20 protein-coding genes and 1 other RNA gene are annotated in these 26,250 nt (G+C 72.6%); 15 read left to right on the top strand and 6 right to left on the bottom strand.

Annotated elements, in window-relative coordinates:
• Positions 1-42 precede the first annotated feature (42 nt).
• Genes ACIRSS_RS27665 through ACIRSS_RS27655 form a run of 3 tightly spaced genes read right to left on the bottom strand, consistent with a single transcriptional unit; the run spans position 43 to position 3,924 of the window.
• On the bottom strand, positions 43-2,814 hold the full coding sequence (locus ACIRSS_RS27665; protein WP_400899882.1) for an AAA family ATPase: 2,772 nt from the start codon (positions 2,812-2,814) through the stop codon (positions 43-45).
• Between the two features lie 31 nt (positions 2,815-2,845).
• On the bottom strand, positions 2,846-3,349 hold the full coding sequence (locus ACIRSS_RS27660) for a hypothetical protein (protein ID WP_400899880.1): 504 nt from the start codon (positions 3,347-3,349) through the stop codon (positions 2,846-2,848).
• Positions 3,346-3,924 carry a sigma-70 family RNA polymerase sigma factor gene (locus tag ACIRSS_RS27655; RefSeq protein WP_400899878.1) on the bottom strand — a complete coding sequence of 193 codons (579 nt, stop codon included), beginning with the start codon at positions 3,922-3,924 and terminating at the stop codon, positions 3,346-3,348. The genes ACIRSS_RS27660 and ACIRSS_RS27655 overlap by 4 nt, the downstream gene beginning before the upstream one ends.
• 234 nt (positions 3,925-4,158) lie before the next feature.
• Here ACIRSS_RS27655 and ACIRSS_RS27650 point away from each other — a divergent pair, with 234 nt between their 5' ends.
• From ACIRSS_RS27650 to ACIRSS_RS27590, 13 genes are all read left to right on the top strand, one after another.
• Positions 4,159-4,827 carry a DUF4142 domain-containing protein gene (locus ACIRSS_RS27650; RefSeq protein WP_400899876.1) on the top strand — a complete coding sequence of 223 codons (669 nt, stop codon included), beginning with the start codon at positions 4,159-4,161 and terminating at the stop codon, positions 4,825-4,827.
• Between the two features lie 8 nt (positions 4,828-4,835).
• Complete coding sequence (locus ACIRSS_RS27645) at positions 4,836-5,633, top strand: ferredoxin (protein ID WP_400899874.1); 798 nt, start codon at positions 4,836-4,838, stop codon at positions 5,631-5,633.
• Positions 5,630-6,880, top strand: coding sequence for an NAD(P)/FAD-dependent oxidoreductase (locus tag ACIRSS_RS27640; RefSeq protein WP_400899872.1), 1,251 nt, complete (start codon positions 5,630-5,632; stop codon positions 6,878-6,880). The genes ACIRSS_RS27645 and ACIRSS_RS27640 overlap by 4 nt, the downstream gene beginning before the upstream one ends.
• Positions 6,881-7,322: 442 nt before the next feature.
• Positions 7,323-7,720, top strand: an RNA gene (gene rnpB / locus ACIRSS_RS27635) — RNase P RNA component class A.
• A gap of 72 nt (positions 7,721-7,792) precedes the next feature.
• A complete protein-coding gene (locus ACIRSS_RS27630; protein ID WP_400899870.1) occupies positions 7,793-8,650 on the top strand; it encodes a hypothetical protein in 858 nt (285 codons plus the stop codon).
• A 450-nt stretch (positions 8,651-9,100) separates the two neighbouring features.
• Positions 9,101-9,370 carry a hypothetical protein gene (locus tag ACIRSS_RS27625; protein WP_093948570.1) on the top strand — a complete coding sequence of 90 codons (270 nt, stop codon included), beginning with the start codon at positions 9,101-9,103 and terminating at the stop codon, positions 9,368-9,370.
• A 9-nt stretch (positions 9,371-9,379) separates the two neighbouring features.
• Positions 9,380-9,862 carry a hypothetical protein gene (locus tag ACIRSS_RS27620; RefSeq protein WP_400899868.1) on the top strand — a complete coding sequence of 161 codons (483 nt, stop codon included), beginning with the start codon at positions 9,380-9,382 and terminating at the stop codon, positions 9,860-9,862.
• A 3-nt stretch (positions 9,863-9,865) separates the two neighbouring features.
• A complete protein-coding gene (locus tag ACIRSS_RS27615; RefSeq protein WP_400899866.1) occupies positions 9,866-12,841 on the top strand; it encodes an ATP-binding protein in 2,976 nt (991 codons plus the stop codon).
• Between the two features lie 97 nt (positions 12,842-12,938).
• Positions 12,939-15,023 carry a magnesium transporter gene (locus ACIRSS_RS27610; RefSeq protein WP_400899864.1) on the top strand — a complete coding sequence of 695 codons (2,085 nt, stop codon included), beginning with the start codon at positions 12,939-12,941 and terminating at the stop codon, positions 15,021-15,023.
• Positions 15,024-15,026: 3 nt separating this feature from the next.
• Complete coding sequence (locus ACIRSS_RS27605) at positions 15,027-15,629, top strand: hypothetical protein (protein WP_400899862.1); 603 nt, start codon at positions 15,027-15,029, stop codon at positions 15,627-15,629.
• A gap of 2 nt (positions 15,630-15,631) precedes the next feature.
• A complete protein-coding gene (locus ACIRSS_RS27600; protein ID WP_400899860.1) occupies positions 15,632-16,633 on the top strand; it encodes a C40 family peptidase in 1,002 nt (333 codons plus the stop codon).
• A 100-nt stretch (positions 16,634-16,733) separates the two neighbouring features.
• A complete protein-coding gene (locus tag ACIRSS_RS27595; protein WP_400899858.1) occupies positions 16,734-19,958 on the top strand; it encodes a hypothetical protein in 3,225 nt (1,074 codons plus the stop codon).
• A 31-nt stretch (positions 19,959-19,989) separates the two neighbouring features.
• Positions 19,990-20,187 (top strand): hypothetical protein, encoded by a 198-nt coding sequence (locus ACIRSS_RS27590; protein WP_400899856.1) that lies wholly within the window; start codon positions 19,990-19,992, stop codon positions 20,185-20,187.
• On the opposite strand, the gene ACIRSS_RS27585 is transcribed toward ACIRSS_RS27590, so the two are convergent.
• Positions 20,184-21,128, bottom strand: a complete 945-nt coding sequence (locus ACIRSS_RS27585) for an AAA family ATPase (protein WP_400899854.1) — start codon at positions 21,126-21,128, stop codon at positions 20,184-20,186. The two genes, ACIRSS_RS27590 and ACIRSS_RS27585, sit on opposite strands and share 4 nt — an antisense overlap.
• Positions 21,129-21,254: 126 nt before the next feature.
• Here ACIRSS_RS27585 and ACIRSS_RS27580 point away from each other — a divergent pair, with 126 nt between their 5' ends.
• Complete coding sequence (locus ACIRSS_RS27580; RefSeq protein WP_400899852.1) at positions 21,255-22,655, top strand: RNB domain-containing ribonuclease; 1,401 nt, start codon at positions 21,255-21,257, stop codon at positions 22,653-22,655.
• The gene (locus tag ACIRSS_RS27575; RefSeq protein ID WP_400899850.1) at positions 22,652-23,425 is read left to right on the top strand and encodes a helical backbone metal receptor; all 774 of its coding nucleotides are present in this window, start codon (positions 22,652-22,654) and stop codon (positions 23,423-23,425) included. Before ACIRSS_RS27580 ends, ACIRSS_RS27575 begins: the two co-directional genes overlap by 4 nt.
• Here ACIRSS_RS27575 and ACIRSS_RS27570 read toward each other — a convergent pair.
• On the bottom strand, positions 23,397-24,824 hold the full coding sequence (locus ACIRSS_RS27570; protein ID WP_400899848.1) for an aldehyde dehydrogenase family protein: 1,428 nt from the start codon (positions 24,822-24,824) through the stop codon (positions 23,397-23,399). The two genes, ACIRSS_RS27575 and ACIRSS_RS27570, sit on opposite strands and share 29 nt — an antisense overlap.
• Entirely contained in the window at positions 24,821-26,176 is a 1,356-nt protein-coding gene (gene gabT / locus ACIRSS_RS27565) for a 4-aminobutyrate--2-oxoglutarate transaminase (protein ID WP_400899846.1), read from the bottom strand. Before gabT ends, ACIRSS_RS27570 begins: the two co-directional genes overlap by 4 nt.
• Positions 26,177-26,250 lie beyond the last annotated feature (74 nt).

Below are 26,250 nucleotides of genomic sequence, written 5' to 3'. Positions count from 1 at the left end.
ACGCCGCCGGGACCGGTCAACGCGCGTCCACGCGGTGGGAACTCACCCGCCGCGGTGCGACTTCGCCAGCGCGCCACCGAGTTCCGCGCGCCCGGCGATGCCGAGCTTGCGGTACGCGCCCGACAGGTGCAGCTCCACCGTCCGCCGCGTGAGGTGCAGCGCCGTCGCGATCTCGCGGTTCGTCAGGCCCTGCGCGGCCATCACGGCGATGCGGTTCTCCTGCCGCGTCAAGCCGTGCTCGTTGTCCTTCGCCGGGGTCAGCGCCCGCCGCGCCGACCGGAGTTCCTCCGCCGCGCGCCGGGCGAGCGGACGCGCGCCGCAGTGCTCGCTCAGCTCGACGGCCTGCCGCAGCGTCTCGATGGCCTTCTCGGACTGGCCGTGCCGCGCCTGCAGCGTGCCCAGCTCGGTCAGCGCCGTCGCCAGCTGAAGCCGGGCCGGCGACGACCGGAGCGTCGTGATCGCCTTCGTCAGCGCGCGCTCGGCTTCGTCGTCCTCGCGGACGAGACCCATCGTCGTCAACGCCGTGCCCAGCGGCCGCGCCGCGCCCCAGCGGGCGGAGGCGTTGATGTCCTCTTCGGCCAGCCGGGCCGCGTCGTCGGCCTGACCCAGCGCCAGCGCCGCCCGCGCCGCGTGCGCGCGCCACGGCACGAACCCCGGGAACCGCATGCCGTGGTGGGCGAGCCGGCGCCCGCAGCTGAGCAGGTCCTCGAACCCGAAGCGCGTGTACCCGGTCGCGACGCGCAGGCGGCCGCGCGCGTACAGGAGGTACGTGTGGGTGAACAGGCCCTGGCTCGCGACGAAGTCCATCCGGTCCAGCAGCGACGTCGCCGCCTCGAACCGGCCCAGGTCCACCCAGCATTCGACGAGCTTCGCCGCGCACAGCACGCCGACCGGGCAGGTCGTCGTCCCGCCGCGCTCGTCGAAGCGGCGCAGCAGCGACTCGAAGTGGACGCTCGCCCGCTGCAGGTCGCCGCTGGCCTGCAGCGCGATCCCGCGGGCCAGGGTGGGCAGCGCGCCGTGCGGGACGTGCACGTCCCACGGCTCGCGCTCGACGTCGAGGACGCGGCAGAGCCGGTCGACGTGCGCGGGTTCGTCGGCGAGCACCGACGTCGCCAGCGTGAAGAAGTAGTGCTGCTCGAACAGCTCGCCGTCGTCGCCGGTCAGCGCGTCCGCGAAGTGCCCGACGGCCTCCTGGGCGGACTCGCCGCTGCGGACCGCGTCGAGCGCCAGCAGCGCCGACCGGCTGCGCTGCGCCGCCGGGTCGGTCAGCGGTGCCCACTGCTCCTCGAAGTCGCGGAACTCCGGCGGTGGGCCGAGCCGGCTGCCGGCTTCGGCGAGGTAGGTCATGCACAGCAGCGGCCAGACGGCGTCCGGCCCACCCGCGTCGAGCCGTGCCGCGATCTGGCCCGCGGCGCTGATCGCCAGCCGCGCGTCCTGGCCGCCGCAGAGCGACAGCAGCATCGCCGACGCGATGAACGCGGCCGTGTCGCGGTTGCCGATCGTGTCGACGGCCTCCCGCACGCGCTGCGCCGCGGCCGGCGGGTCGACCTGGAACTCCGCGTGCGCCAGCTGCAGCAGCACGGCCACCCGGCGCCCCGACGTCAGCCGCTCCTCCAGCGCCCGCCGCAGGTACCGCGCGCCCAGCTCGGACCGGCCGGAGAACACGGCGTTGCGCGCGCTCAGCCGCAGGACGTCGACGCCCCACGGGATCCGGATCGACGTCGCGTCCAGCAGGTGCGCGGCGACGCGCTCGGCAGGCGCGCCGGTCTCCGACAGCAGCTTCGCCGCCCGCGCGTGGTTGACCGCGCGCGTGGTCTTCGGCATGTCCTTGAGGATCGAGTTGCGGACGAACGGGTAGGTCAGCGTCGGGGCGTTGCTGTTGTTCAGCACGTGCAGCCGGACCATGGTGTCGATCGCCTGCAGCGCGTCGAACTCGTCGACGCCGGCGAGCTGGGCCAGCAGGTCGAAGCCGGCGTCCTCGCCGAGGATCGCGGCCGCGTGCAGGATCTCCGGCGCGTGCGGGAACTCCTCCATCCGCCTGTGCAGCACCTGGCCGATCAGCGACGAGCCGAGCTCGTGCGGGTCCGCGCCGGGCAGCAGCCGCGGCCGCAGCGCGTGCAGCAGGTACGGGTTGCCGCCGGTCGCCTCGCGGCACGCGGTCGCGAGCTCGCCCTGGGCGAGGCCGAGGATCTCGGCCGCGCCCGCGTCGCCGAGGCCGTTGAGGGTGATCGTCGCCGGCGTGCAGCCGGCCATCTCCAGCAGCGCGACCTCGCGGTGCGGCGGGTGGCCGATCAAGGACGTGAGTATGATCAACACCGGCAGGTCGAGCACGCGGTGCCGGATGTAGGCGAGGCACCGCATGGACCAGGCGTCGGCGAGGTGCACGTTGTCGATGCCGAGGAACAGCGGACCCCGCTCGGTCGCGTCCCGGACGATCCGGAAGAAGCGGTCCAGCGCTTCGCTCTCGCCGGCCGGGCCGCACTCGGCGGGGAGGCTCGCCGAGCCGGGGTCCAGCGCCTCGGCCAGCTGGCGGGCGAGCCCGCCGGGCAGGTGGCTCTCCAGCCGCGACCCGGTGGCGATCGCGACGGTGAAGCCGGCGTCCGCGGCCAGCGCGGCGGTGGTGTGGAGCGTGGCGCTCTTGCCCATGCCGAACTCGCCGACCAGCACCGCGCTCGCGGCCGTGCCACCGAGCGCGAGGGGGAACAGGCTGGTCAGGCGGCTGAGCTCGGGCTCGCGGCCGGGGAGCCGCGGGGCGGGGCGCTTCGGTACCGAAGCCCCGCTGACGGGGTGCTCGGGATTTACTTCGGTATCCACCGTAAGGACTTTCATGTTGGGTTCGGGCAGACTACTGGAAACCGGCTGACCACGGGAGATCCCGCAGGTCACCGCCGGTACCGGCCACGACCTGAGCAGGGGAGACGATGGACGCAGCGGATGCGAACCAGGTTCTCGCGGTGGCCGGCCGGGCAGCGCGGGCGGCCGTGACGGCCGCGCCCAGCGCGAGCAGCACCAGTGCTCCGGTGACCATCCCCCGCCGGCCGGAAAACCCGCCCGGCTTCGGACCAGGGGCGGCCCCGTCGCCCGGCGGCGGGTAGCCGCGGTCCGCGCCGGTTCGCTCACGGGCGGAGCCGGCGGGCGCCGGGTCGCCGGCTCCGGCCGGGCCACCCGGGGAACCGCCGCCCGGCAGGTACCCGAGCCGGGCCGCCGCCTCGAGGGCCTCGGACACCGGGTGGAACCCCTCGAGGAGCTCCCGGCAACGGGGACACCCGCGCAGGTGGGTTTCGAACTCTTCCGAATCGTCGAGGACACCCAGTTCGTAGGCCGCCGCCTCCCGGTGTTTCCCCTTCACCGGGCCGCTGCTTCCCCGAGCGCTTTCCGCAATTGCCGCATCGCCGTGTACAACCGCGATTTGACGGTTCCCTCGGGAATTCCCAGAATTGTCGCCGCCTGCCGGACCGTGTTTCCGGCGAGGTACGTCTCGACGATGACGGCCTGATATTTCTCGTCCAGTTCCGACAATGCCCGGCTAATCGTTAGTGCGGCTAACGAACTGTCCGCGCGGTCGGTGGACTCGGCGTTTTCCGGGATCTCCAGAGCGACCTCCTGCGGGCGGACCCGGCGATTCCGCCAGCCGTCGATGACGATCCGGCGCGCCACCGTGAGCAGCCAGCCGCGCAGCATTCCGGGCTCGCGTTCGAGCGTGCCGGAGTGCTGCCACGCGCGGATCATGGTCTCCTGCACGACGTCTTCGGTCCACTGTCGATCATGGTTGGTCAGGGCCAGTACCTGGGCGAACAGGGTTGCGCGGAAGTCCTTGTAGAGCAACGGGACGAGATCGTCTCCCGCGTCCGGGCGCGGCGCGACCGCGGTCGCGGACGAGGCGTAGCCGACGGAGCCGCGACTTTCTCTGCCCAGTGCTTCCATAAAGCTCGCAACCTCACCTGACTGGCGGACCGTGGGGCCTCCGGAGCGTAGCGCACAACCACTTAATAGGCCATATGCATTAGTTTCCGCGCCCCATTAGTCCCGGCCCGAACCGCACTGGTTCATTTTCTGTCTTGTGACCCATGTCACAGTCACTAAAAGGTGACGGCGAGAACCGGATCACTCCTTTTCTCCGTAACCACCGGTGAGGACTACTTCGCGAAGGGAGAACGGATGCCGTTCCGATTCGTGGCCTTGTTCGCCGCCACGACCGCGTTCGTGCTCGGCTGCGTTCTCCCCGCTTCCGCCGGCGAGCTGCAGCAGACCGACCGCACCCTGCTGACGCGCCTGAAGCAGCACACGCTGTGGGCGACGCCGGCGAGCCGGCAGGCCGCCGAGCGCGCCACCAACCGGCGCGTGCGCGCGGTCGCCGTGCGCATCGCCGACGACCAGGCGCGCCTCGGCGTCGCCCTGCGCGCGGTCGCCGACCGGCTCGCCTTCACCCTCCCCGGCGAGCCGACCGAGCAGGAACGCGCCTGGGCGGGCGAGCTCGCCGCGGACTCCGGCGACGCGTTCGACCACGCCTACGTCAACCGCCTCCGCGCCGAGTACGGCACCCTCTTCTCCCTCGCCTCCGCCGTCCGCGCCGGCACCCGCGACGACGACGTCCGCGCGTTCGCCCAGACCGCCGTCGACACCGCGCTCGGCCACCTGACGCTCCTCGAAAGCACCGGGCTCGCCGACACCACGTCCCTGCTCGTCTCCGCCACCGAGGCCGACACCCTCGGCGGCGGGGACGTCGCCCTCGGGGCCGGCTTCGTGGCCGTCGCCGCCGTCGCCACGTTCGGCCTGCTCCGCCTGCTCGGAACCCCCGGCAGGACCCAGCCGCGCACCCGGAGGTAAGCCCGCCCATGTCCCCGTCCGCCGCGCTGTTCCCGGTGTCGCCGCACGACACCGGGATCGCCGAGGCCGCCGCGCTGTCCGGCCGCCTCACGTACTTCTGCATGTGCCTGACGCTGTGCTGGGGCGTCCTGGCCGCCACCGGCTGGGTCCGCCGGTTCAACGGCCGGGACGCGCTGCGCACCGGTCACGTGCTGCTCGCCGCGTTCACCCTCGTCACCGGCACCGTGCACGGGCTGACGTTCCTCTTCCTCGAGGACGACCCCTTCGGCGTCGCCGACCTGCTGCTGCCCTTCTACGACGGCACCCCGCGGCACGCGCTGGGCATCCTCGGCCTCGAGCTGGTCATCGCCGTCTCGGTCACCGCGGGCCTGCGCCGCGGCGCGCGCGAAGGCCGCTGGCTGCGCTTCCACCAGTTCGGCTACCTCGCCATCGGGCTGCTCGCCGTGCACGCCTGGCTCGGCGCCGTCTCGAGCGGGCACCTGGCGGTCGTCTGGCTCGCCGGGATCACGCTGCTCGTCCCGCCGGTGCTGCTCTCGGCGCTGCGCGTGCTGCCCGCGTCCGCTCTCGTCCGGGCCGGGCTGATCGAACCCGAGCCCGAAGTCGCCGCGCTGCGCGTCGACGTCGACAGCCACCGCTGCCACTCCTACGGCGTCTGCCAGTCCGAGGCGCCCGGGGTCTTCCAGCTCGGCCACGACGGGCAGCTCGAGTACGAGAAACGGCCCGGTGCCGGGGAAACGCCGAACGTCCGCGCGGCCGCGCGCGCCTGTCCCATGAGAGCCATCCACGTGTTGGGAGCCACCCGATGAGCGAACGCATCGTCATCGCCGGAGCCGGCCTCGCCGGCCTGCGCGCCGCCGAACGGCTGCGCGAACTCGGGTTCGACGGCGAAGTCGTCGTCCTCGGCGCCGAGCCCGACATCGCCTACCACCGCCCGGCGCTGTCCAAGAGCCTGCTGACCGGCGCGGTCAGCCGCGCGCAGACGCTGCTCGCCGACCCCCTCGAAGTCGACGCGGAGTGGTACTTCGACAGCCCGGTCACCGCGTTGTCGCCGAACCGGCAGGTGGTGCACCTGCGCGACGAAGAGGTCCGCTACGACGGCCTGATCATCGCCACCGGCGTCGAACCCCGCCGGATGCCCGGCGCGCCGCACGGCCACCCGCGGGTCGTCGTCGTCCGGACCCTGTCCGACACGACGGCGCTGCAGCGCGCGCTGGCCACCAACTCCGGGCCGGTGGCGGTCATCGGGGACGGCTTCATCGGCTGCGAGGTCGCTTCGAGCCTGCGCGAGATGAACCGCGACGTGGTGCTGATCGGCCGGGCGCGGGCGCTGATGGCCGACGTCCTCGGCCCCGACATCGGCGACTGGCTCACCGCGCTGCACACCGCCCGCGGCGTCCGGCTGGAGCTCGGGACGACGATCCGCCGGTGGCACCCGGGGACCACGTCCGTCGGCCTGGAGTTCGCCGACGGGCGGGCGATCGACGTCGCGTGCGTCGTGGTCGCCGTCGGAAGCGTGCCGGCGGTGTCGTGGCTGCGCGGGGCGAAGCTGCCGCTGGACGACGGCGTCGTCTGCGGGCCGACGTGCCACGTCCTGGGGTCGGACACGATCGTCGCGGCGGGCGACGTCGCCCGCTGGCCCAACCTCCGCTACGACGCGACGCCCCGGCGTGACGAGCACTGGCTCAACGCGGTCGAGATGAGCCGCGCGGCGGCCGAGAACCTGCTGGCCGGGCCGGCCGGGTCGCCGGCGTACACGCCGGTGCCGCGGTACTGGTCGGAGCAGCACGGCGTCCGCATCCAGGTCGCGGGCCGGCCGATGCTCGGGACGGACACGGTGCTGCTGGAGTCGCCGGTGCAGGGGACGCGACCGATCACGGGCTCCGTCCGCGACGGGCGGTTGGTCGGGCTGATCGGCCTCGACAGCCCGGCGGCGGTGCTGCACTGGACGGCGGAGCTGGCCCGCCAGCACCCGGCGCCGGCGGCGGTGCCGCCGCAGCGGCCCCCGGAACTCGACCGGCCCCGCCACCACAGCCGAGCCGCGGCCGGGTACTGACGAGGGCCGGGTCCGAGCCCGGACCCCCGACTCGGGCCCACCGGCGCCCGCCCCTTGCCGACCGGCGCTCGCCCTTGCCGGACCCGCGCTCGCCTTTGCCGATACGCGCTCGCCCTGCCCGACCGGCGCTCGCCCCCTTGGCGACCGGCGCACCCGTGCCGACCCGGTGCCCACCGGCGCCGACCGGCGCCCGCCCTTGGCCGCCCGCCCTTGGCGGCCGGCGCCGGCCAACCCGCGATCGCCCTTGCCGACCCGCGCCGACCGGCGCCGGCCGGCGCACGCCCCTGCCGACCCGCGCACGCCAACCCGCGCCGACCGCCCCACCGGCCCGCCCACGCGGTCTTGAACGACTCCATCAGCACCGCGGAGAACCTGAACGAGTCATTCAAGACGTCCGCAGCCGAGCCGGGCCCGGGCGCTGGGCTACCATCCTCTCCGCGGACGAGCAGGCAGGGCGGTCGCGGGCCGGGGTGACCCGGCCCGAGGAAAGTCCGGACTCCGCAGGGCAGGGTGGTTGCTAACGGCAACCCGGGGTGACCCGCGGGAAAGTGCCACAGAAAACAGACCGCCACGGCCCGCGAGGGCCGGGGTAAGGGTGAAACGGTGGTGTAAGAGACCACCAGCGTCCCGGGTGACCGGGACGGCTGGGTAAACCCCACCCGGAGCAAGGCCAAGAGGAAGCCCCCGGGCTTCTGCGCAGGCGTTCGAGGACGGCCCGTCCGAGCCTGCGGGTAGGCCGCTGGAGCCTGCCGGCGACGGCAGGCCGAGATGGATGGCCGCCGCCCCGCGAGCCGTGAGGCGACCGGGGAACAGGATCCGGCTTACATGCCGGCTCGTCCGCCCCGGGCCGAAGGGGACGCGATGTCCCCTTCGGCCTGTCCCCGCGTGGTTACCCGGTAGTAGGGTGCGCCCATGGCGGGTGACGAGAAGCGGTTCAAGTCGGCGTTCGACTCCCTTCACGCTCTGGCGTACTTCGCGCCCGAGGTGGACCAGGCCCTCACCGGCATCGGCCTGCGGCCCGGCCGGATGCCGTACTTCGCGAGCCGGTCCGCGGCGATGGGCGCCGTCGGGCCCGAGGTCGTCGCCGCCACCTTCTACAACTTCAACCCCGAGGTCGTCGCCCGCGTGATCCCGCGCGCCTGGACCCTCGCGTCGCCCGAGCAGGTCCTCGTGGCCCGGCTCGAGGGCGTCGACCATGCCCTGACCCGGCTCCTGGGCGAAGGCGAGCTGAAGAGCGACCAGGTCGTCGAGGCCGCCGAGCTCGCCCGCGAGGCCACCGCCGGGTGCGCCGTCGAAGGACGGCCCCTCTACGCCGCCCACGCCGGCCTGGACTGGCCCGAGCCGCCGCACCTGTCGCTCTGGCACGCCATCACGCTGCTGCGCGAGCACCGCGGCGACGGCCACATCGCGGCTCTCCTCCTCAACGGCCTGAGCGGCGTCGAAGCGCTCGTCACGCACGTCGCCACCGGTGCCGGCTTCACCGTCGACTCCGCCAAGCTGACGCGCGGCTGGAGCGACGAGCAGTGGGCCGCCGCCGAGCAGCGCCTGCGCGACCGCGGGCTGCTCGACGGCGAAGGCGCGCTGACCGACGAAGGCGTCGCGGTCCGTGACCGCGTCGAGGCGGCCACCGAAGCCGCCGCGCGCGGCCCGTGGGACCACCTCGGGCCGGAGAAGCTGGCCCGGCTGGAGGAGCTCGGCCGGGACCTCACGCGGCGCGTGGTAGCTGCCGGTGCGTTCCCGAAGGGCGTTTTCGCCCGGCGCCGCTCCTGAGCACCAAGATCACGCTATGTAGTGAAAGGCGTGTGAGGTTTTGAGCGCCGTGTGACGGACCGTTCGGAGCGGCAAGATCGACATGGTCGCCGACCGGCCGGAGGACGGTCACAGAGCGGACTCGCGCGACGGGGCCGTTCGGGTCATGTCACACTGTCCCAGGCCGCACGACGGCCACGGTGCCAGTACCCACAGTGAGCAAATCCCGAGCAATGGGGTGAGTTCGTCAGCACACTGAGAATGATGGGTGCCCGGGCTTTAACCCGAGGGCCCTTGCCGCGATGATGGTGGGCGTGGAGTTTTCGTGTGCCGTGCGCGCCACACCGGTTGACACCCCAGCCGTCATCTACGCAGCGCGCTTTGACCACTACCCCTCGTAGCCTCCATTATGTTCGAAGCACCGCCTGAGCCAGAGCCGCGCGGGCCCCACCGCGCACCGGGAGTATCGCGATGATGACCTTGACCACCCTCGACACGCTGGCCGCCGGCGGCGAACTGGGCACGGGAAACGTGCGCCAGTGGCTGCTCGACAACGTCATCCCCCTGGTGCTGCTGGCCGTTGCCCTCCTGCTTCTCTGGCTGGGCGGCGGCAAGGGCGACAACGCCGGTGTCATGCGCCGGCTCGCCGGCGTGGTCATCGCGCTCGCCATCATCGGTCTCGCGGTCAGCGGCGCGGGCGTGAACGTGGGCCAGTGGATCGCCGGCCTGTTCACCGGCTGAGGCGGCGGCGTGCGGATCAGGACTGATGACGAGGTCTACCGGGTCGACGCCGTGTGGCTCGGCCCGCCGAAAGCGACTTTTCCCTGGAGAGCCCGCTACGTGGCGTGGCTCATCGGCATCCCGGCGTTCTTCGTCGTCCTCGGCATCGAACGCTGGGCGGGGTGGAGCTTCGGGTTCTTCTCGACCGCTTGGGCGTTCGTCGCCACCATCGCGATCACGCGGCTGCTCACCGCCAAGATCAGCCACGAGCGCCCGCTGGGCACCGTGGTCGCGATGGCCGGGCGCGAGCTCAACACCCCCAGAGAGGTGACCACGGGCACCGGTGGCGCGGTCAGCGCCAGCCGCGTCCGGGTACGGGCCGAGCGCCCGCTGCCGAAGCACCGCCGGAGGCGGCAGTACCAGCACCACGGCACGCCGCCGGGTGCTGCCTTCACCCAGGGAACACCACGAGCGCGCCGGAGCCGCGGCAACGCGGCTCGGGCCGGGAGGTAGTCGTTGTTCGGTCGCGGCGGTAGCCGAGGAAAACGGGGTCGGGAGACGCACTCGGGCGCATGGCAACCGCCCGAGCAGGTCCGCGCGGCGCGGAACGGCTCGGGGGGCGGCAACGGCCGTCGCCTGACCGGCGAGCAGGCGATCCCCGCGTATACCCCGTCGATCGCGGTGCGAAGCATCGACGGGCACCTCGTCCGCACGGGGTACGAGGTCTACGCCTGGTACCGGCTGGCGCCGCAGCGCTGGTCGTTCCGGTCGGACTCGCAGCGGCGCGACCTGATCGCGGCCATCGCCGGCCAGTACGCCGAGCTGCAGGGCCGCTGGCTGCACCTGCGCGTGACGAACCGGCCGTACCCGATCCGGATGTGGGCCGAGGCGCACGTCTACAACGCCCACGGCCGCCCCGGCGACGTCCCGGGCGCGCTCTCGTTCGACGACTACCTGATCGGCGAGCAGCAGCAGCTGATGGGCCGCTCGATGGCCGAAAAAGAGGTCTACCTGGGCGTCCAGGTGCAGACCCGGCGAATGGTCGACCGCGCGGTCGAGCGCGCCGCGCCGGTGCTGCGCAAGATCCTGCCCGAGGCCGTCGACGCCGAGCTGACCGCGCTGGACTCCGAGGTCGAGCACCTCGACCAGGTCATCGGCAGCGCGGGGCTGGAAGGCCGGCCGGTGCACGCCGAGGAGATGTCCTGGCTGATGCACCGCTCGTGCTCGCTCGGCCTGCCCGCGCCGCGGAACATGCCCGCGGTGCCCGGCGCGGCCTGGGAGCCCGAAGACCTGGCCAGCTTCACCGACGCCGCCGACTACTACGCCGACCCGTACGCGCCGACGGTCACCGTCCGCGGCCGCACCGGCTCCAACGCCGGCGTCTCGCGGCACCTGGCGGTCCTGACCGTCGGGCAGATGCACGGCCTGCAGATCCCCGAGGTCGACGACCCGTGGATCCAGCACGCCGACCGCCTGCCGGCCGCGGTCGAGGTGTCCGCGCGCATCTACGTCCGGCGGCCCGAAGAGGTCGCCGGCGAGCTGCAGCGGCAGATGAACAAGGTGCGGTCGCAGGTCAAGCACTACACCGACGAACACGAGCTGGAACCACCGCAGTCGCTGTCCCGGCAGGCCGGGCGCGTGCTGGAGATCGACGACGAGATGACGTCGGGCTTCACCGCGCTGGCCACCCGCGTCCGGTCCTGGTGGCGGCTGGCGGTGTCCGGCCCGACCGAGCGCGACGCGCTGCGCCTGGCGCAGCAGCTGCTTGACCTCTACAAGCCGAAGATCGCCATCGAGCACCCCGAGGCCCAGTACGCGCTGGCCCGGGAGTTCATCCCGGGCGAGCCGCTGGCCTCGGCGGCGTACATGCGCCGGGGCTCGGTGGTCTGGGCGTCCTCGGCGGTCCCGACCGCGACGGCGGAGGTGGGCGACCGCCGCGGCATCCTGCTCGGCGAGACGTGCACGGCCACGCGGCGCCCGGTGGCCTGGGACCCGTGGATGGCCCAGGAGATCCGCGACGGCTCCGGCCTGACGGCCATGGTGGCGGGCCTGGGTGGTGGTAAGTCGTTCCTCGGCGGCGGCATCGTCTACAAGACGCTGCGCGCGGGGGCGAACTGGACGATCCTCGACCCGTCCGGCCCGCTGTCGCGGCTGTGCGACCTGCCGGAGCTGCGCCCGTACGCGCGGCCGATCAACCTGCTCAACGCCCAGCCGGGGATCCTGAACCCGTACCGGGTGGTCGCCGAGCCGCTGATCGAGCACTTCATGGACGAGGACGACCCCGAGCGCTCCTGGCGCCGCGAGAAGGCTCTCGCGGGCGCGACCCGACGGCGTCTGGTGCTGGACGTCCTGACGGGTGTCCTCCCGTACGAGGTCTCGCGGATGGCCCAGACCCGGATCGTGCTGCTGCGCGCGGTGCGAGCCGTCGGTGGCCGCTTCGACGCGGATCCCGGCCAGGTAATCGATGCGCTCCGGCGGGATTCGTCGGAACACCACGAGCACGCGGGCGTCGTCGCGGACTTCCTCGACGAGATGCGCGAGCGGATGGCGCTGCTGATCCCCGAGACGGACGCGGACCCGTACTCCGAGACGCGCGACGACCGCCTGACGGTCCTGACGATGGCCGGCCTGACCCTGCCGAAGGACGGCGTCCCCCGCGAGTACTGGACGGACGCGGAGTCCCTCGGCGTCGAGATGCTGAACTTGGCGGCGTGGCTGACCCAGCGGTCGGTGTACGAGAAGCCCAAGGAGATGCGCAAGGGCGTCTGGATCGACGAGGCGTTCTTCCTGTCGGAGGTCCCGACCGGGCGCGTGCTGATGAACCGCTTCGCGCGTGACTCGCGGAAGTGGAACGTCCGGGTGCTGCTGTCGTCGCAGATCCCGGCGGACTTCTTGAAGATCCAGGGTTTCGTGACGCTGCTGGACTCGGTGTTCGTCGGTCGTCTCGACGACGACGACGCCCAGGCCGACGCGTTGCGGCTGTTGAAGGTCCCGGTGGGCGTGGGCTACGAGCAGGTCGTCGCGGCCCTTGGTCGTCGTCCTGGTGCACAGCGAAGCGGCCTGGAGCGGGACGTGGAGCCCCGCCAGTTCATCTTCGGCGACGGCGCGGGCGGCGTGGAGCGCATCCGCGTCGACTTCTCCGGGCCGCACTTGGACCACCTGCGGGCGGTCATGGACACGACCCCGGGTTCCAAGGACGCGGCGCCTTCGCGCCGGCCGGGGAACGAGCTGGCGTTGCCGGCGGAGGAGAAGAAGCCGTACGTCGCGGTCCCGCCGGAGGACGACATCGAGCTGGAGCAGGACTTCGAGCTGGCGGCGGAACTGGAGGTCGGCCTCGCCGACGAGAACCTCCTGGGAGCGCCCGATCCATTGGCGTCCGAGACGGGCGAAGTGGAGGGCGGGGTGTCCTCCAACGGGAACGGAAACGGCAACGGCGGGCAGCAGCACGCCCGCACGGGCGGAAAGGGCGGCACCGGCCGGGACGCCGCATGAGCGCCGCCCGGAGCCGAAGTAGCCGCACCGCCTCCGGCAGCGCGAGGCGGACCCGCCGTTCCTCGGCACCCACGCGGGCGACCGCGGAGGGTGCCGCATGAACACCTTGCTGACGTTGGCGGTGCTGCTGACGCTGGCCGCCGCCTGGCACGCGCTGAAGCGCCGGATCAAGGAAGGCCCGAAGGCGCGCCGCGTCCCGAGCCGCAAGGCGACGATGTTCGCCGTCATGCTGGTGCTCGGCCTGCAGGCCATCGCCACGGCGCCCGCGGCCAGCGCGGCGGCGTGCGGCGAGGCGCCGAACCCGGAGCGGCCGGGCGCGGGCATGGTCGGCGCGATCGACCCGCCGGAGGGCCACGGCGAACCGAACAGCGCCTACATCGACTACAGCTACGCGGGCATGGTCTGGAACACCTTCGAGACCAACTGCTCGGGCCTCAACCTCACCCCGGCGGGGTCCACTTTGGACACCTGGGGTGGCAACCAGCTGTTCAACCTGGGCAAGAACATCGTCGGCGCGACCAACTCGCTGCACTACACGGTGCTCGAGGGCGGTCTGCTGAACCCGATCTACGCCGCGGTGAAGTCGGGTGCCGAGAAGGTCTACAACAACATCTACGCCCAGTTGTTCGGCCTGGTCGCGCTGATCCTGTCGATCATGCTGTTCCGCAACATCTGGCGCGGTGACCTCGCCGCGGTCAGCAAACGGGCGCTCTACGCGCTGGCCGGAGTGTGGCTCGCCGCGTCGTCGCTGGCGATGCTGCGCTACTTCGACCCGATCGACAAAGCGATCGTCCAGACCACCACGAACATCCAGGCGGGCTTCGTCGACGACAGCGGCGACCGGATCATCCGCGACATCCTGCCCACCCAGCTCCACACGCAGATCGTCTACAACAACTGGCTGCGCGGGGAATTCGGCACGCCGACGGCGCCGCAGGCGGAGCAGTACGGCAAGCCGCTGCTCGACGCCCAGGCGTTCACCCGCAACCAGCTGGTGAACGGCGACGACGCCAACCAGTCGGTCATCGACGGCAAGAAGAACGCCTACAAGGACATCTCCACCAAGCTCGGCCCCGCCACCGGCTACTTCACCGGCGAGGCGGGCGGCCGCACCGGCGCGGGCTTCCTGTCCCTGGGCCAAGCCCTCGTCTACTCCCTCTTCCAGCTCCTGGCCAAGGCAAGCGTCCTCCTGGCCCAAGTCCTCATCCGCCTCTTCGCCCTCACCGCCCCCCTGATCGGGCTCATCGCCTTGCTGCACCCGGAAATCCTCCGCCGCGTGCTCAAGGTCGCCGGCGGGGTCGCCTTCAACCTCGTCGTGCTCTCGGTCCTCGCCGGCGTGCACGCCCTGCTCCTGCAAGCCATCTTCGACGCCGGGAACTCGCTCAACATGCTCACGCAGATGGTCCTCGCCGGGCTCATCACCGTGCTGCTGTTCATGGTCGGACGGCCCGTGCGCCGCCTGTGGCAGATGGTCGAGATGTCGGTCAGCATGGTCGGCGCCGCCGTGCCGTCGCCGGGCGGCGGGATCTTCTCGCGGTTCCGGCGCAACAAGAACGGCCCCACGCCGCAGGACGAGTTCTGGCAGACCGTGCGCGACACCGACGACGTCGTCGACGGCGAGCAGCGCGGCCCGCTCGGCGCCACCGCCGGCGGTGGCCGGTTCCGGCCCGAAGCCACGATCTTCGCCAACGCCCAGCGCCTCGACCACACCTCCGGCGCGGCCCGCCCGGCCGCCGCCTGGTCCGGCGCCTGGCCGGGAGCCGTCGGAGGCGGCGGTTCCGCGGGCGCGCTGCCCGCCGGCGGCCGTCCGGGCGCCCCCGTGTTCGGCCAGTACAACCCCGCCAACGGCGACCCCGGCGACTACGTCGTCGTCGGCGCCGGCGGGCGGCCGACCACCGCTCGCGAGGAAAGCCGGCGCGTCGACACCTCGCCGGTCGCCGACCGGCGCTGGAACGACGAGCCCGAACCCGTTGTGGTGCCGTCCGATCTGCGCACGCCGGAGTCCGGTTTCAGCGACTACGCACCGCAGGACGTGCCGCGGACGCCGGGAGTGCGGGCACAACCGCGGCGCGTCGACCCCGAAGTCGTCGCGGGCAAACCGGTTTTCGTGCTGTACCGGCCGTCGCGCGGCATCGAGGTCCGCGAAGAGCCGCGGGACACCGACCAAGTCATGGGGCGGTGACCGATGCCGATCCGCACCAACCGCGGCCGCGCCGCGGTCTACCGCCGCCTGTGGGGCTGGCCGCTGCGCTCGCCCCGCCACCTGATGGGGACGCTGGTCGTCCTCGCGATCCTGGTCACCGCGCTCGGCATCGTGCTGCCGAAGGTGGTCGGCAAGCCGCAGGCCAAGGCGTCGCCCACCACCGGGACGCCGACCACGTCCGTCACCGCGACCCCGCCCGGCGTCGCGGCGCCGGTCCCGACGTCGAACCTGCCGACGCGGCTGTCCGCGCCGCTGGCCACCCCGACCACGGCCGCGCCGAACGGGGACGCCGTCCGCGTCGCCAAGGAGTGGGCCGCGGCGTGGGTCAACCACCCCGCCGGCATCACCTCCGAGCAGTGGCTCGCGCAGCTGAAGCCGTTCACGACCGAGGAGTACCTGCCGGTGATGGCGTCGGTCGACCCGGCGAACATCCCGGCGACCAAGGTCACCGGTGAGCCCGTCGTCGGGACGTCGTACACCAGCTCGGTGCAGCTGACGATCCCGACGGACGGGCCGAAGCTCGCCATCACGGTCGTGAACACCAACGCCGGCTGGCGGGTCGCCGACTACGACCAGGCGAGCTGACCGTGCGGCGGCTGGGGCTGTGGCTGGGGCTGGTCGTGTTCGTCGCGATCGGCGCCCTGGTCGTCACCGCCGTCGCCGCCAAGGTCGTCATCGACAACCAGCAGGCGCAGGCCCGGGGTGTGTCGCTGATGAGCTGCGACGCCTCGGTCGGCCCGACCCAGCCCGGCCAGGGCGACCGCGGCACGGTCGACGCGTCGAAGCTCGACGACGAGCAGAAGGGGACCGTCGCGCTGATCATCTCGGTCGGCAAGCAGCGGTCCCTGGCGCCGCGCGCGTGGCAGGTCGCGATCCAGGCCGGGATGACCGAGTCCGGGCTGCACAACCTCACCTACGGTGACCGCGACTCCCAGGGCATCTTCCAGATGCGCCCGTCGATGGGCTGGGGGACGGTGTCGCAGGTCACCGACCCGACGTACGCGGTCAACAAGTTCTACGACGTGCTGCTCGCGGTGCCGGACTGGGAGAACAAGCGCCCCGGCGACGCCGCGCAGGCCGTCGAGCGCTCGGGTTTCCCGGACCGGTACCACAAGTGGGAGCCGATGGCGGCGACGCTGGTGGAGAACGTCGGCCAGGTCGTCGACGTCGTCGCGTGCGGTACCGGTCTCGGCCAGCTGCTGCCGCCGAGCCAGGCCGCGGGGAAGGCGATCAGCTTCGCGCTGGGCGAACAGGGCAAGCCGTACGTGTGGGGCGCCACCGGCCCGAACTCGTACGACTGCTCGGGCCTGATGCTGCGCGCGTACGAGTCGGCGGGGATCATCCTGCCCCGGGTTTCGCGTGACCAGTACCACGCGGGCGCGTTGCTGCCGGTGCGCGAGGCGCAGCCCGGTGACCTCGTCTTCCTGGCCACGGACCCGTCGAACCCGGACACGATCCACCACGTCGCGATGTACCTCGGCGACGGCAAGATCGTCGAGGCCCAGCAGACGGGCGTGCCGGTGCACACGCGGCCGTTCTCGTTCGACGAGGCGGAAGTCGTACCGCAGGCGGTCCGGCCCGGCGTTTAGCATGGGTCGAGAGCCCTTGACCCGAACGGGGCCGGCCGATTCACCCGACGTCGCGGCGCTTCCACGAGCAGGTGGCCGCGTACTGGCAGAGGATGAGCACGTGGGACGCAAATTCGGCAAACGAGGCAAGCCCGGCACGGGCTCGCCCCAGGACCCGGCGGCGCTGTTCGGCGCACCCCAGCCGCCGAGGCAGTCGGCGCGCCCCGCGTCCAGCACGCCCCTGGCCGACCAGCTGGCCCAGGGCTACCCGGGCGTGGACCCGGGGTACGTGGTGTTGCCGAGGTCGTTGGCGGAGGGCATGTCGCTGCCGTGGCAGCACCAGATGGCGGCGTTGCTGGCCCAGTTCCACGCGGAGCACGCTTCGTTGGCATGGCCGATCTACCGGGTGGTGCCCTCGCGGTACGAGCGGTTGGCGGACTTGGACGAGGAGCAGCTAGCGGAGGCGGGCTACCTGGTCGAGATGGACGCCGACGGCGAGATGGTTTACCGCGAGCGGAGTGGGCGGAAGGTCGACGACCCGGAGAACACGTCGGTTCTGGTGTCGTGCCTGGACCCGATTCCCCGGCCGGCTGCGCGTCCTGCGCCGCCTCCTCCCGGGGCTCCGCCGGCGCCTGGCCAGGCGCCGGCTCCGATGAACATCGGTCCGGCGCCGGTGTGGCGGACGGTGCCGCAGCCGCCTCCGGTGCCGCCGTCGGGGTGGGGGCGTTCGTCGGAGGAGGGTGCTTCTGGGTGGTCTGGGCGCCCTGTTGAGCCGGTGAAGGCGCCTCGCCATGCGGCGCCGGAGCCGTCTTCGCCGTTGATTGGGGGCGAGGAGGAGCACCCGCCTGTAGGGGCGCACGATCAGCCTTTCGTTGCACCGGATCCTGCTCATCAGCAGCCATCGACCGAGCGGCAGGCATCTGTTGCGTCGCGGGAGCGGCTATTTGCCGAGACCGAGGAGGAACCCGCCGATGGCGGGCAAACGGTCGCCGGTGCCAAGCAGCAAGCGCCTACCGAGCCGGAGGCGCAGTCGCCTGCCGCGGACCAGCGGCAGTCGCCCACAGAGTCGCAGCTACAGCCGCGACCGGAGTCGGCGGCCGACCAACGGCCATCGGCGGTGGAGTCGCCGCAATCGGCGGCGGCGGAACAGCGGCAATCGGCTGTCGAGTCGGAGTCCCAGCCGCAATCGGTGACCGCGGACCGGCACCAACCGCCCACTGAGCCGGAGTCGCAGCCGCACTCGCTGGCCGAGTCAGAGCTGCGGCGGCAGCCGGCTGTCGAGCCGCAGTCCTCGGTGCTCCCGGAACCGGTCGCCGAGTCGCTGGTCCAGCCGTCGGCCGAGTCGGAGACGCAGCCGCACTCGTCGGCTGAGTCGGAGCTGCCGCAGTCAGCTGTCGAATCGGAGTCACCGGCGCAGCCGGCTGCTGAGTCGCAGCCACGGTCGCCCGCCGAATCGGCGGGGGAGTCGCAGTCGCCATCTGTGGTTCAGCCGGAATCGCCTGTCGAACCGCTGGCAGGAGCGCAGGTGGCTGCTGAGTCGCAGTCTCCGGCTCAGCCGGAACCGCAATCGGCGGAGGTGGACCAGCGGCAATCGCCCGACGAATCGCAGGTGCAGCCGCAGCCGCCTGCCGAGTCCGAGGTGCAGCCGCTTGCCGAGTCACAATCGGCAGCGCAGCCGCAGCCGGTCGTCGAGTCGCTAGCCCAGTCGGAGCCGCCCGTGGCTTCGTCGCCGCAATCGGCGGCCGGTGCCCAGCAGAAATCGCCGACCGAGGCGGCGGCGCAGCTGGGGCCGCAGTCGTCGGCTGAGCAGCAGTCGATCGCCGATTCGTCGGTGCCGCCGCAACCGCCAGTCGAGTCGCAGCCGCAATCGGCGGCTGCGGATCAACTGGCTGCCGAGTCGGCGGTGCAGCCGCCTGCCGTCGTTGAGCAGCAACCGGTTGCCGAGCCGATGGATCGGCCGCAGCCGCCGGTCGAGGTGCGGCCGGAATCAGGAGTTGTGGATCAGCCGCAAGCGCCTGCCGAGTCGGCGGTGCAGCCGCAGCCGGCTGCTGAGTCGCAGTCGCACTCGTCTGCCGAGTCGGCGGTGGGGCTGCAGTCGGGCGATGAGCCGGCCGTGCGGTCGGAGTCTTCCGCTGAGTCGCGCTCGGCACAGCCCCTTGTGCCGGAAGCGGAACCCTCCGTCGCGGACCAGCATGAGTCGGCCGCCGAGCAGCAGTCTGCTCCGCCGCCGATCGGCGAGCCTTCAGCTCAGCAACCCGTTGCCGGGTCGCAGACGCCCGATGGGCCGGAATCGCGATCGTCCGCCGTGGCCCCGCCTCAGGCGCCCGCCGGAGCGCAGCCACCTGCTCCGCAGCAGCTGCCCACCGACTTTGAGGCTCCCGCTGGGGCGCAACCTCCTGCCGCGGGTCAGCATCGGGCGGCCGCCGCCCCGCGGCAACCTGACCAGCCCCAGCACGCCGGGTCGCAGCCGCCTGCCCCGCAGCAGCTGTCTACCGGCCTCCAGCCGCCCGCTGAGGCGCAACCTCCTGCCGCGGACCAGCATCAGTTGCCCGGCGGACCGCAGCAGTCGGCCGAGCCGCAGCAGCCGGGATCGCAACCGCCTGCCGTGGGCCAGCATCAGCCGCCCGGCGGACCGCAGCAACCGGCCCAATCGCAGCAGCCGGGGCCGCAGCCGCCTGCCGCGGACCAGCAGCAGCCGACCACTCCGCCGCGACCTGCCCAGCCGCTGGCTGGGCCACAGCCTCCTGCCAAGCCGCAGCAGCCTGGGCCGCAGCAACCGGCCCAGCCCTCGCAGTCTGAGCTGCACCCGCCTGCCCAGCCCCAGCAGCAGGCGTGGTCGCAGCCGCCTGCCCAGCCGCAGCAGTCCGGGCCGCAGTCGCCGTCCACGCAGCAGCAACCCCCCGCCCAGCAGCCCCTGGCTCAGCAGCCGCCTGCTCCGCAGCAGCAGACCTCGGCTCAGGCGCCCGCTGCCGCCGCCCCTCCCTGGCGCCCGACCGCTCCGACCCCTCCGCCCGTGCGGTCCGGCAAACCCGTCTTCCCGGGCCCGGAATCGACCCCCCCGCCCTTCCCGACCCGACACGCCGCCCCCGCACGCCCTGTCTTCCCGGGCCCCGGCACCATGCCCGCCACTCCGCCCACCGCTCGTCCCGTCTTCCCCGGGCCGGACACCCCACTCCCGCAACCCACCAAAGACCAGCAAGAGCCCGCCACCCCGCCGCGGGGCACTCCACGCGGGTGGTTCGACGAGTTCAACGACCAGCCTCAGGAGCCCCAAGAACCCGAAGAACCGCAGGACTTCGGCCCCACCGGGCAGCCGACCGAAATCCCCTACCGGTACAAGCGCTGAAAATCCGGCCGGGTAGTGCGAACCTGGGTTCATGTCCAAAGACCCGAACCCGGACCCGGGGTGGTACTACAACACCCGCACCCACCAGGTCGAGCACCTCGAACGCGGTCGCGGCGTCGACCTGCTCGGCCCCTACCCCGACGAGGCCACCGCCCGGCGGGCCCTCGACATCGCCAAGGAACGGACCCGGCAGGCCGACGCCGCCGACGCCAACTGGAACGACGACTAGACCGCTAGCCGCGGCCCCAGCACGAACTCCGGGTCCACCTGCGCAGCCAAGTCCGCGCCCGCCCAGGCGCGCGCGTTGCGCAGGTGGAACTCCACCGCCTGGCGCTGGTAGCGCGCCCAGTCGCGCTGCTCCGCGTCGACCGTCGCGTGCATCGACCGCAATGTCGAAAGGTTGCGCGGCTCGAGCTCGGTGATCGGCCGGGCCGTGCCGCGCTCCGCCGCGCGCACGTGCCCCGAGGCCGACAGCCACCCCAGCAACGCCGAACCCACCTGGTCCTGCAGGAACTCGACGTCGTCGGCGTCGGTCACCTTGTTGCCGACCACCACCAGCCGCACGCCGAAGTCGCGCGCGTAGTCCGCGTACTGGCGGTACACGCCCACGCTCCGGACCGTCGGCTCGCACACCAGGAACGTCACGTCGAACCGCGTGAACAGCCCCGACGCGAACGCGTCCGCCCCCGCGGTCATGTCCATCACGACGTACTCGCCCTCGACGTCCACCAGGTGGTTGAGCAGCAGCTCGGCCGCCCCCACCTTCGAGTGGTAGCACTTGACGCCCAGGTCGTCCTCGTCGAACTGACCGGTGACGCCGAGGCGGACGCCGCCCAGCTGCCGGAAACACGCCGAGAACACCGGGTTGTCCTCGAACGGCCGGACCAGCCGGGACCCGCGGCCCGGCGGGGTCGTCTTGATCATCGACGCCGCGTCCGGGATCCGCGGGTTGTCGCCGCGCAGGTAGTCCTTGATCAGCGCCATGTTGTCGCCGAGCGTCGGCCAGGCGAGCGCCTCCTCCTCGGTCGCGCCGAGCGCGACCGCGAGGTGCTGGTTGATGTCGGCGTCGATGGCCAGCACCGGCCGGCCGGCATCGGCGAGGTACGCGACGAACAGCGACGACAACGTGGTCTTGCCGCTGCCGCCCTTGCCGACGAACGCGATCTTCACGGGAAGCCCTTCCTGAGAATGAAGACGGTTTTCATTATTGCTCGAGAACGTACACCCGACCGGCCCGCGCCCGATCGGGCGATCATCGGCCCCTTCCGGGGTTAGGGTTGGGGGGTGCCTCCCCTGGTGATCAGGACACACTCGGCGGGCGGGGACTTCGGTCCGCTGCGCGCCGAGTTCTCGCTGCCGGAGTCGTTCGGTCCCGACGTGCTGGCCGAGGCGGAGGCGGCGGTCCTCGATCCGCTGGCCGAGCGCCGCGAGGACGCGACGGACCTGCCGTTCGTCACCATCGACCCGCCCGGCGCCAAGGACCTCGACCAGGCGATGGTCGTCGAGAAGACCGCGCGCGGCTTCCGCGTGCACTACGCGATCGCCGACCTCGCTTCGTTCGTCCCGCCCGGCGGCGCGCTCGACCGCGAGTCGCGCCTGCGCGGCCAGACGCTCTACCTGCCGGACGGGAACGTCCCGCTGCACCCGCCGGTCCTGTCCGAAGGCGCCGCGAGCCTGCTGCCCGGCGAGATCCGGCCCGCGGTGCTCTGGACCATCGAGACCGACGAAGCGGGCGAGCCGACCGCCACCCGGGTGCGCCGCGCGCTGGTCCGGTCCACCGAGCAGTTCGACTACGAGACGGTCCAGGCCGCGCTCGACGCCGGCAACCCGCACCCGTCGGTGGCCGCATTGCCCGAGCTGGGGCGACGACGGCGCGAGCTGGCCGTCCGGCGGGGCGCCGTCGAGCTGCAGCTGCCGGAGCAGGAGATCAGCGGCAACCCGGACGGCGGCTGGGTCCTCGCGCGCCGGCCGCGCACCGTCGTCGACGCGTGGAACGCCGAGATCTCGCTGCTCACCGGGATGGCCGCGGCGCGGATCATGATCGACGCGCGGGTCGGCGTCCTGCGCACGCTGCCCGACCCGGAACCCGAGGCCGTCGACTGGCTGCGGCGGTCCGCCGAGGCGCTGGGCATCGCGTGGGCGCCCGGCGCGACCGTTTCGGAGTTCCTGTCCCGGCTTGATCCGGGGCAGCCGGCGTCGATGGCGCTCTACGCCGACACGACGCGGCTGCTGCGCGGCGCGGGCTACACGGCGTTCGACGGCGAACTGCCCGCGTTGACGACGCACGCGGGCATCGGCGGCGCGTACGCGCACGTGACGGCGCCGATCCGGCGGCTGGTCGACCGGTTCGCGACGGAGATCTGCCTGGCCGTCTCGGCCGAACGAGACGTGCCGGAGTGGGTCCGGGCGGCGCTGGCGGACGTCCCGGACCGCATGATGGCGTCGGACACGCTCGCCGCGAAGGTCGAGCGCGCGTGCATCGACCAGGTCGAGGCGTGGGTGCTGGCCGAGCACATCGGCGGCGAGTTCAGCGCCGTCGTGCTGCGCGCGGACGAGAACAAGGCGGAGATCCTCGTCGAGGACCCGACGGTGATGGCGAAGTGCGCGGGCGAGAAGCTGACCGCGGGGGAGCGGATCGGCGTCCGGCTGACCGCGGTGGACGTCGAGAAGCGGAAGGTGTCGTTCGAACGCGCATGACTCTCGTCGACGATCTCGGGGAGCCGGTGCCGCTGAGCAGCCCGGCTTCGCGCGTGGTTTCGCTGGTGCCGTCGCTGACCGAAGCGGTCGAGCTGAGCGCGCCCGGCCGGCTGGTCGGCGCGACGGACTACTGCACGCATCCGGCTGATTTGGACGTGCCGCGGGTGGGCGGGTCGAAGTACCCGAAGCTCGACCGCGTGCTGGACCTGGCGCCCGACCTCGTGCTGGCCAACTCGGAGGAGAACCGCCCGGAGGACGTGGAACGCTTGCGCGCCAACGGGATCCCGGTGTGGGTGATGGCCGCGGCGGCGTCGGTGCCGGCGGCGCTGGGCTCGCTGCGGCGGATCCTGACCCAGGCGTACGAGCTGGACGAGCCGGAGTGGCTGGTCGCGGCGGAAGAGGTCTGGCGCGAGACCCGGCCGGTGCGCTTCCACGCGGTGGTCCCGGTCTGGCGCAAACCGTGGATCGTCCTGGGCCGCGACACCTTCGGCGGCGACGTGCTGCGCCGGGTGGGGGTGGCGAACGTCTACGCGGGTTCGCCGGAGCGGTACCCGCGACCGGAGATCGAGGAGCTGAGGGCGCACTTCGCGGCGGACGCGGACCTGCTGGTGCTGCCGGACGAGCCGTACCTGTTCACGGAGGAGGACGGCCCGGACCACTTCCCGGACGCGCGGTACGTCCTGGTCTCGGGCCGTCACCTCACGTGGTACGGACCTTCACTCGTCGAGGCGCACGAAGCCCTTACAGCGTCAATCCCGTCAGGACCGTGACCCGCTCCTCGGTGAAGTCCGCCATCGCCGACGCTGGGCCCTCGCGGCCCACCCCGGAGTCCTTCACCCCGCCGTACGGCATCTGATCCGCGCGGAAGCTCGGCACGTCGCCCACCAGCACCCCGCCGACCTTCAACGCCGCCGACACCTCGAACGCCGTCGGGAGGTCGCGGGTGAACACGCCCGCCTGCAGCCCGAAGCGGGACGCGTTGATCCGCGCCACCCCGTCGGCCACCGACGGCACGCGGACGAGCGAAACCACCGGCCCGAACACCTCTTCGGCCATCACCGACGCGTCCTCCGGGACGTCCGCCAGCACCGTCGGCTCCACCGTCGCTCCCGAGCGGCCGCCGCCGGTCAGCAGGCGCGCGCCCGAGGACACCGCGTCGGACACCCACGTCGCAACCCGGGATGCCGCAGCCTCGTTGATCAGCGGGCCGACGTCGACGCCCTCCGCACGCGGGTCGCCGGTGCGCAGCGAAGCGACCTGCTCGAGGACCTTCGAAGCCAGAGCGTCGAAAACCGCATCGTGCGCGTACACCCGCTGCACGGAGATGCACGACTGCCCGGCCTGGTACATCGCGAACGTCGCGATCCGCTGCGCCGCGAAGTCGAGGTCCGTCCAATCCGGACAGACGAGCACCGCGCCGTTCCCGCCCAGCTCCAACGCCACGTGCTTGCGCGGCACGCGGTCGCGGATGGCCCAGCCGACCGGGACCGAGCCGGTGAACGACACCACCGGCAGCCTCGGGTCCTCGACGAGCCGGGACGACGTCTCGTTGTCCACCGGCAGGATCGACCACGACCCCGCCGGGAGGTCCGTGCCGGCCAGGATTTCGCCCAGCAGCAACGCCGTCAGCGGCGTCGCCGGCGCGGGCTTCAGCACGATCGGCGCGCCCACCGCGATCGCCGGGGCCACCTTGTGCGCCACCAGGTTGAGCGGGAAGTTGAACGGCGTGATGCCCAGCACCGGGCCCCGCGGCACGCGCCGGACCAGCGCGAGCCGGCCGGTGCCGCCCGGGTCGGTGTCGAGCCGCTGCAGCTCGCCCGAGAAGCGGCGGGCCTCCTCGGCGGCCCAGCGGAACGTCGACACCGCGCGCCCGACCTCGCCGCGCGCCCACTTCAGCGGCTTGCCGGACTCGGCGGTGATCAACGCCGCGATCTCTTCGGACCGCTCACCCAGTTCCCGGGACACGTGGTCCAGCGCGCCGGCGCGGACGTGCGCGGGCAGCGTCGCGAACTCGTCGGCGACGTCGTGCGCGGCCTGCACCGCGGCTTCGACGTCCGACTCGGACGGCACGAAGTGCGAGCCCGCCTCGGAGCCGTCGAACGAGTGGCGGATAACGGCGGTAGCGCCACCGGTCACCGGCTTTCCGGCGACCCAGAAGGGGAAAGTCATGCGCGAGCCTCCGTGCGGACAGCGTGCTCGAGGACCGAGAGGCCCTCGTCGAGCAGGTCGTTGGACAGGGACAGCGGCGGCAGCAGCCGGACGACGTTGCCGTAGGTGCCGCAGGTCAGCACCACCACGCCGGCCCGGTGGCAGGCCGCCGCGACGCGCTTGGTGAGGTCGGCGTCCGGTTCCGAAGTTCCCGGACGGACGAACTCCGCGGCCAGCATCGCGCCGCGGCCGCGGACGTCACCGATCACGCCGGTCTCGTCCGCCAGCGCCCGCAGCCGAGGCAGCACAACGCCTTCGATGCGCTTCGCCGACCCCGCCAGGTCTTCGGTCTTCATGGTCTCGATCGAGCCGAGCGCGGCTGCGCAGGCGATCGGGTTGCCGCCGTACGTGCCGCCGAGGCCGCCCGGGCCGACCGCGTCGAGCAGTTCCGCGCGGCCGGTGACGGCGGACAGCGGCAGGCCGCCCGCGATGCCCTTCGCCGTCGCGATGAGGTCCGGGACCACGTCCTCGTCGGTAGAGGCGAACCAGGAGCCGGTGCGGCAGAAGCCCGTCTGGACCTCGTCGGCGACGAACACGACGCCGTTTTCGCGGCACCACGCCGAAATCGCGGGCAGGAAGCCGCGCGCGGGCTCGATGAACCCGCCCTCGCCCTGGATCGGCTCCAAGACGACCGCGGCCACCTGGTCGCCACCGATCTGCTTCTCGATCCGGTCGATCGCCAGCGCGGCCGCTTCGGGGCCGGACAGGCCGTCGCGGTACGGGTACGAGCCCGGCACGCGGTAGACCTCGGGCGCGAACGGCCCGAAGCCGTGCTTGTAGGGCACCGACTTCGCCGTCATGCCCATGGTGAGGTTGGTGCGGCCGTGGTAGGCGTGGTCGAACACGACGACGGCCTGGCGCCCGGTCGCCACGCGCGCGATCTTCACGGCGTTCTCGACGGCCTCGGCGCCTGAGTTGAACAGCACCGACTTCTTCGCGTGGTCGCCCGGCGTCAGCTCGGCCAGGGCCTCGCAGACCTCGACGTACCCCTCGTACGGCGTGACCATGAAACAGGTGTGGGTGAACCAGCACGCCTGCTTGCGGACGCGGTCGACGACCGCGGGCGCCGAGTGCCCGACGTTCGTCACCGCGATGCCGGAGCCGAAGTCGATCAGGACGTTGCCGTCGGCGTCGGTGAGCAGGCCGCCGCTGGCCGAGGTGACGTAGACGGGCAGCACCGAGCTGACCCCGGCGGCCACGGCGTTCGCGCGGCGCTCCTGCAGCTCGCGCGAGGCGGGGCCGGGGATCTCGGTGCGCAGCCTGCGCTGCCGGGGCGCCGGGGCCTGCGGCTCGGCGGTGGTGCTTGCGGTCACGGCGTGCTCCCTGGGGAAGGTCGGTGGACGTCCTCAGGATGAGCGGTAACCGGACGGTCGTCAGCTGGACGTTC

The organism is Amycolatopsis sp. NPDC101161, assembly GCF_044768185.1.
In the GTDB taxonomy this organism is placed as follows: domain Bacteria; phylum Actinomycetota; class Actinomycetes; order Mycobacteriales; family Pseudonocardiaceae; genus Amycolatopsis.
The sequence above is the reverse complement of the archived record's forward strand: the minus strand, read 5'-3'. Positions and strand labels throughout refer to the sequence as shown.

Bases quoted from the DNA above. Each gene is read 5' to 3' on its own strand.
- ACIRSS_RS27655 (WP_400899878.1), bottom strand. From the start codon at position 3,924: ATGGAAGCACTGGGCAGAGAAAGTCGCGGCTCCGTCGGCTACGCCTCG.
- ACIRSS_RS27650 (WP_400899876.1), top strand. From the start codon at position 4,159: ATGCCGTTCCGATTCGTGGCCTTGTTCGCCGCCACGACCGCGTTCGTG.
- ACIRSS_RS27645 (WP_400899874.1), top strand. From the start codon at position 4,836: ATGTCCCCGTCCGCCGCGCTGTTCCCGGTGTCGCCGCACGACACCGGG.
- ACIRSS_RS27640 (WP_400899872.1), top strand. From the start codon at position 5,630: ATGAGCGAACGCATCGTCATCGCCGGAGCCGGCCTCGCCGGCCTGCGC.
- ACIRSS_RS27630 (WP_400899870.1), top strand. From the start codon at position 7,793: ATGGCGGGTGACGAGAAGCGGTTCAAGTCGGCGTTCGACTCCCTTCAC.
- ACIRSS_RS27625 (WP_093948570.1), top strand. From the start codon at position 9,101: ATGATGACCTTGACCACCCTCGACACGCTGGCCGCCGGCGGCGAACTG.
- ACIRSS_RS27610 (WP_400899864.1), top strand. From the start codon at position 12,939: ATGAACACCTTGCTGACGTTGGCGGTGCTGCTGACGCTGGCCGCCGCC.
- ACIRSS_RS27605 (WP_400899862.1), top strand. From the start codon at position 15,027: ATGCCGATCCGCACCAACCGCGGCCGCGCCGCGGTCTACCGCCGCCTG.
- ACIRSS_RS27590 (WP_400899856.1), top strand. From the start codon at position 19,990: ATGTCCAAAGACCCGAACCCGGACCCGGGGTGGTACTACAACACCCGC.
- ACIRSS_RS27575 (WP_400899850.1), top strand. From the start codon at position 22,652: ATGACTCTCGTCGACGATCTCGGGGAGCCGGTGCCGCTGAGCAGCCCG.
- ACIRSS_RS27570 (WP_400899848.1), bottom strand. From the start codon at position 24,824: ATGACTTTCCCCTTCTGGGTCGCCGGAAAGCCGGTGACCGGTGGCGCT.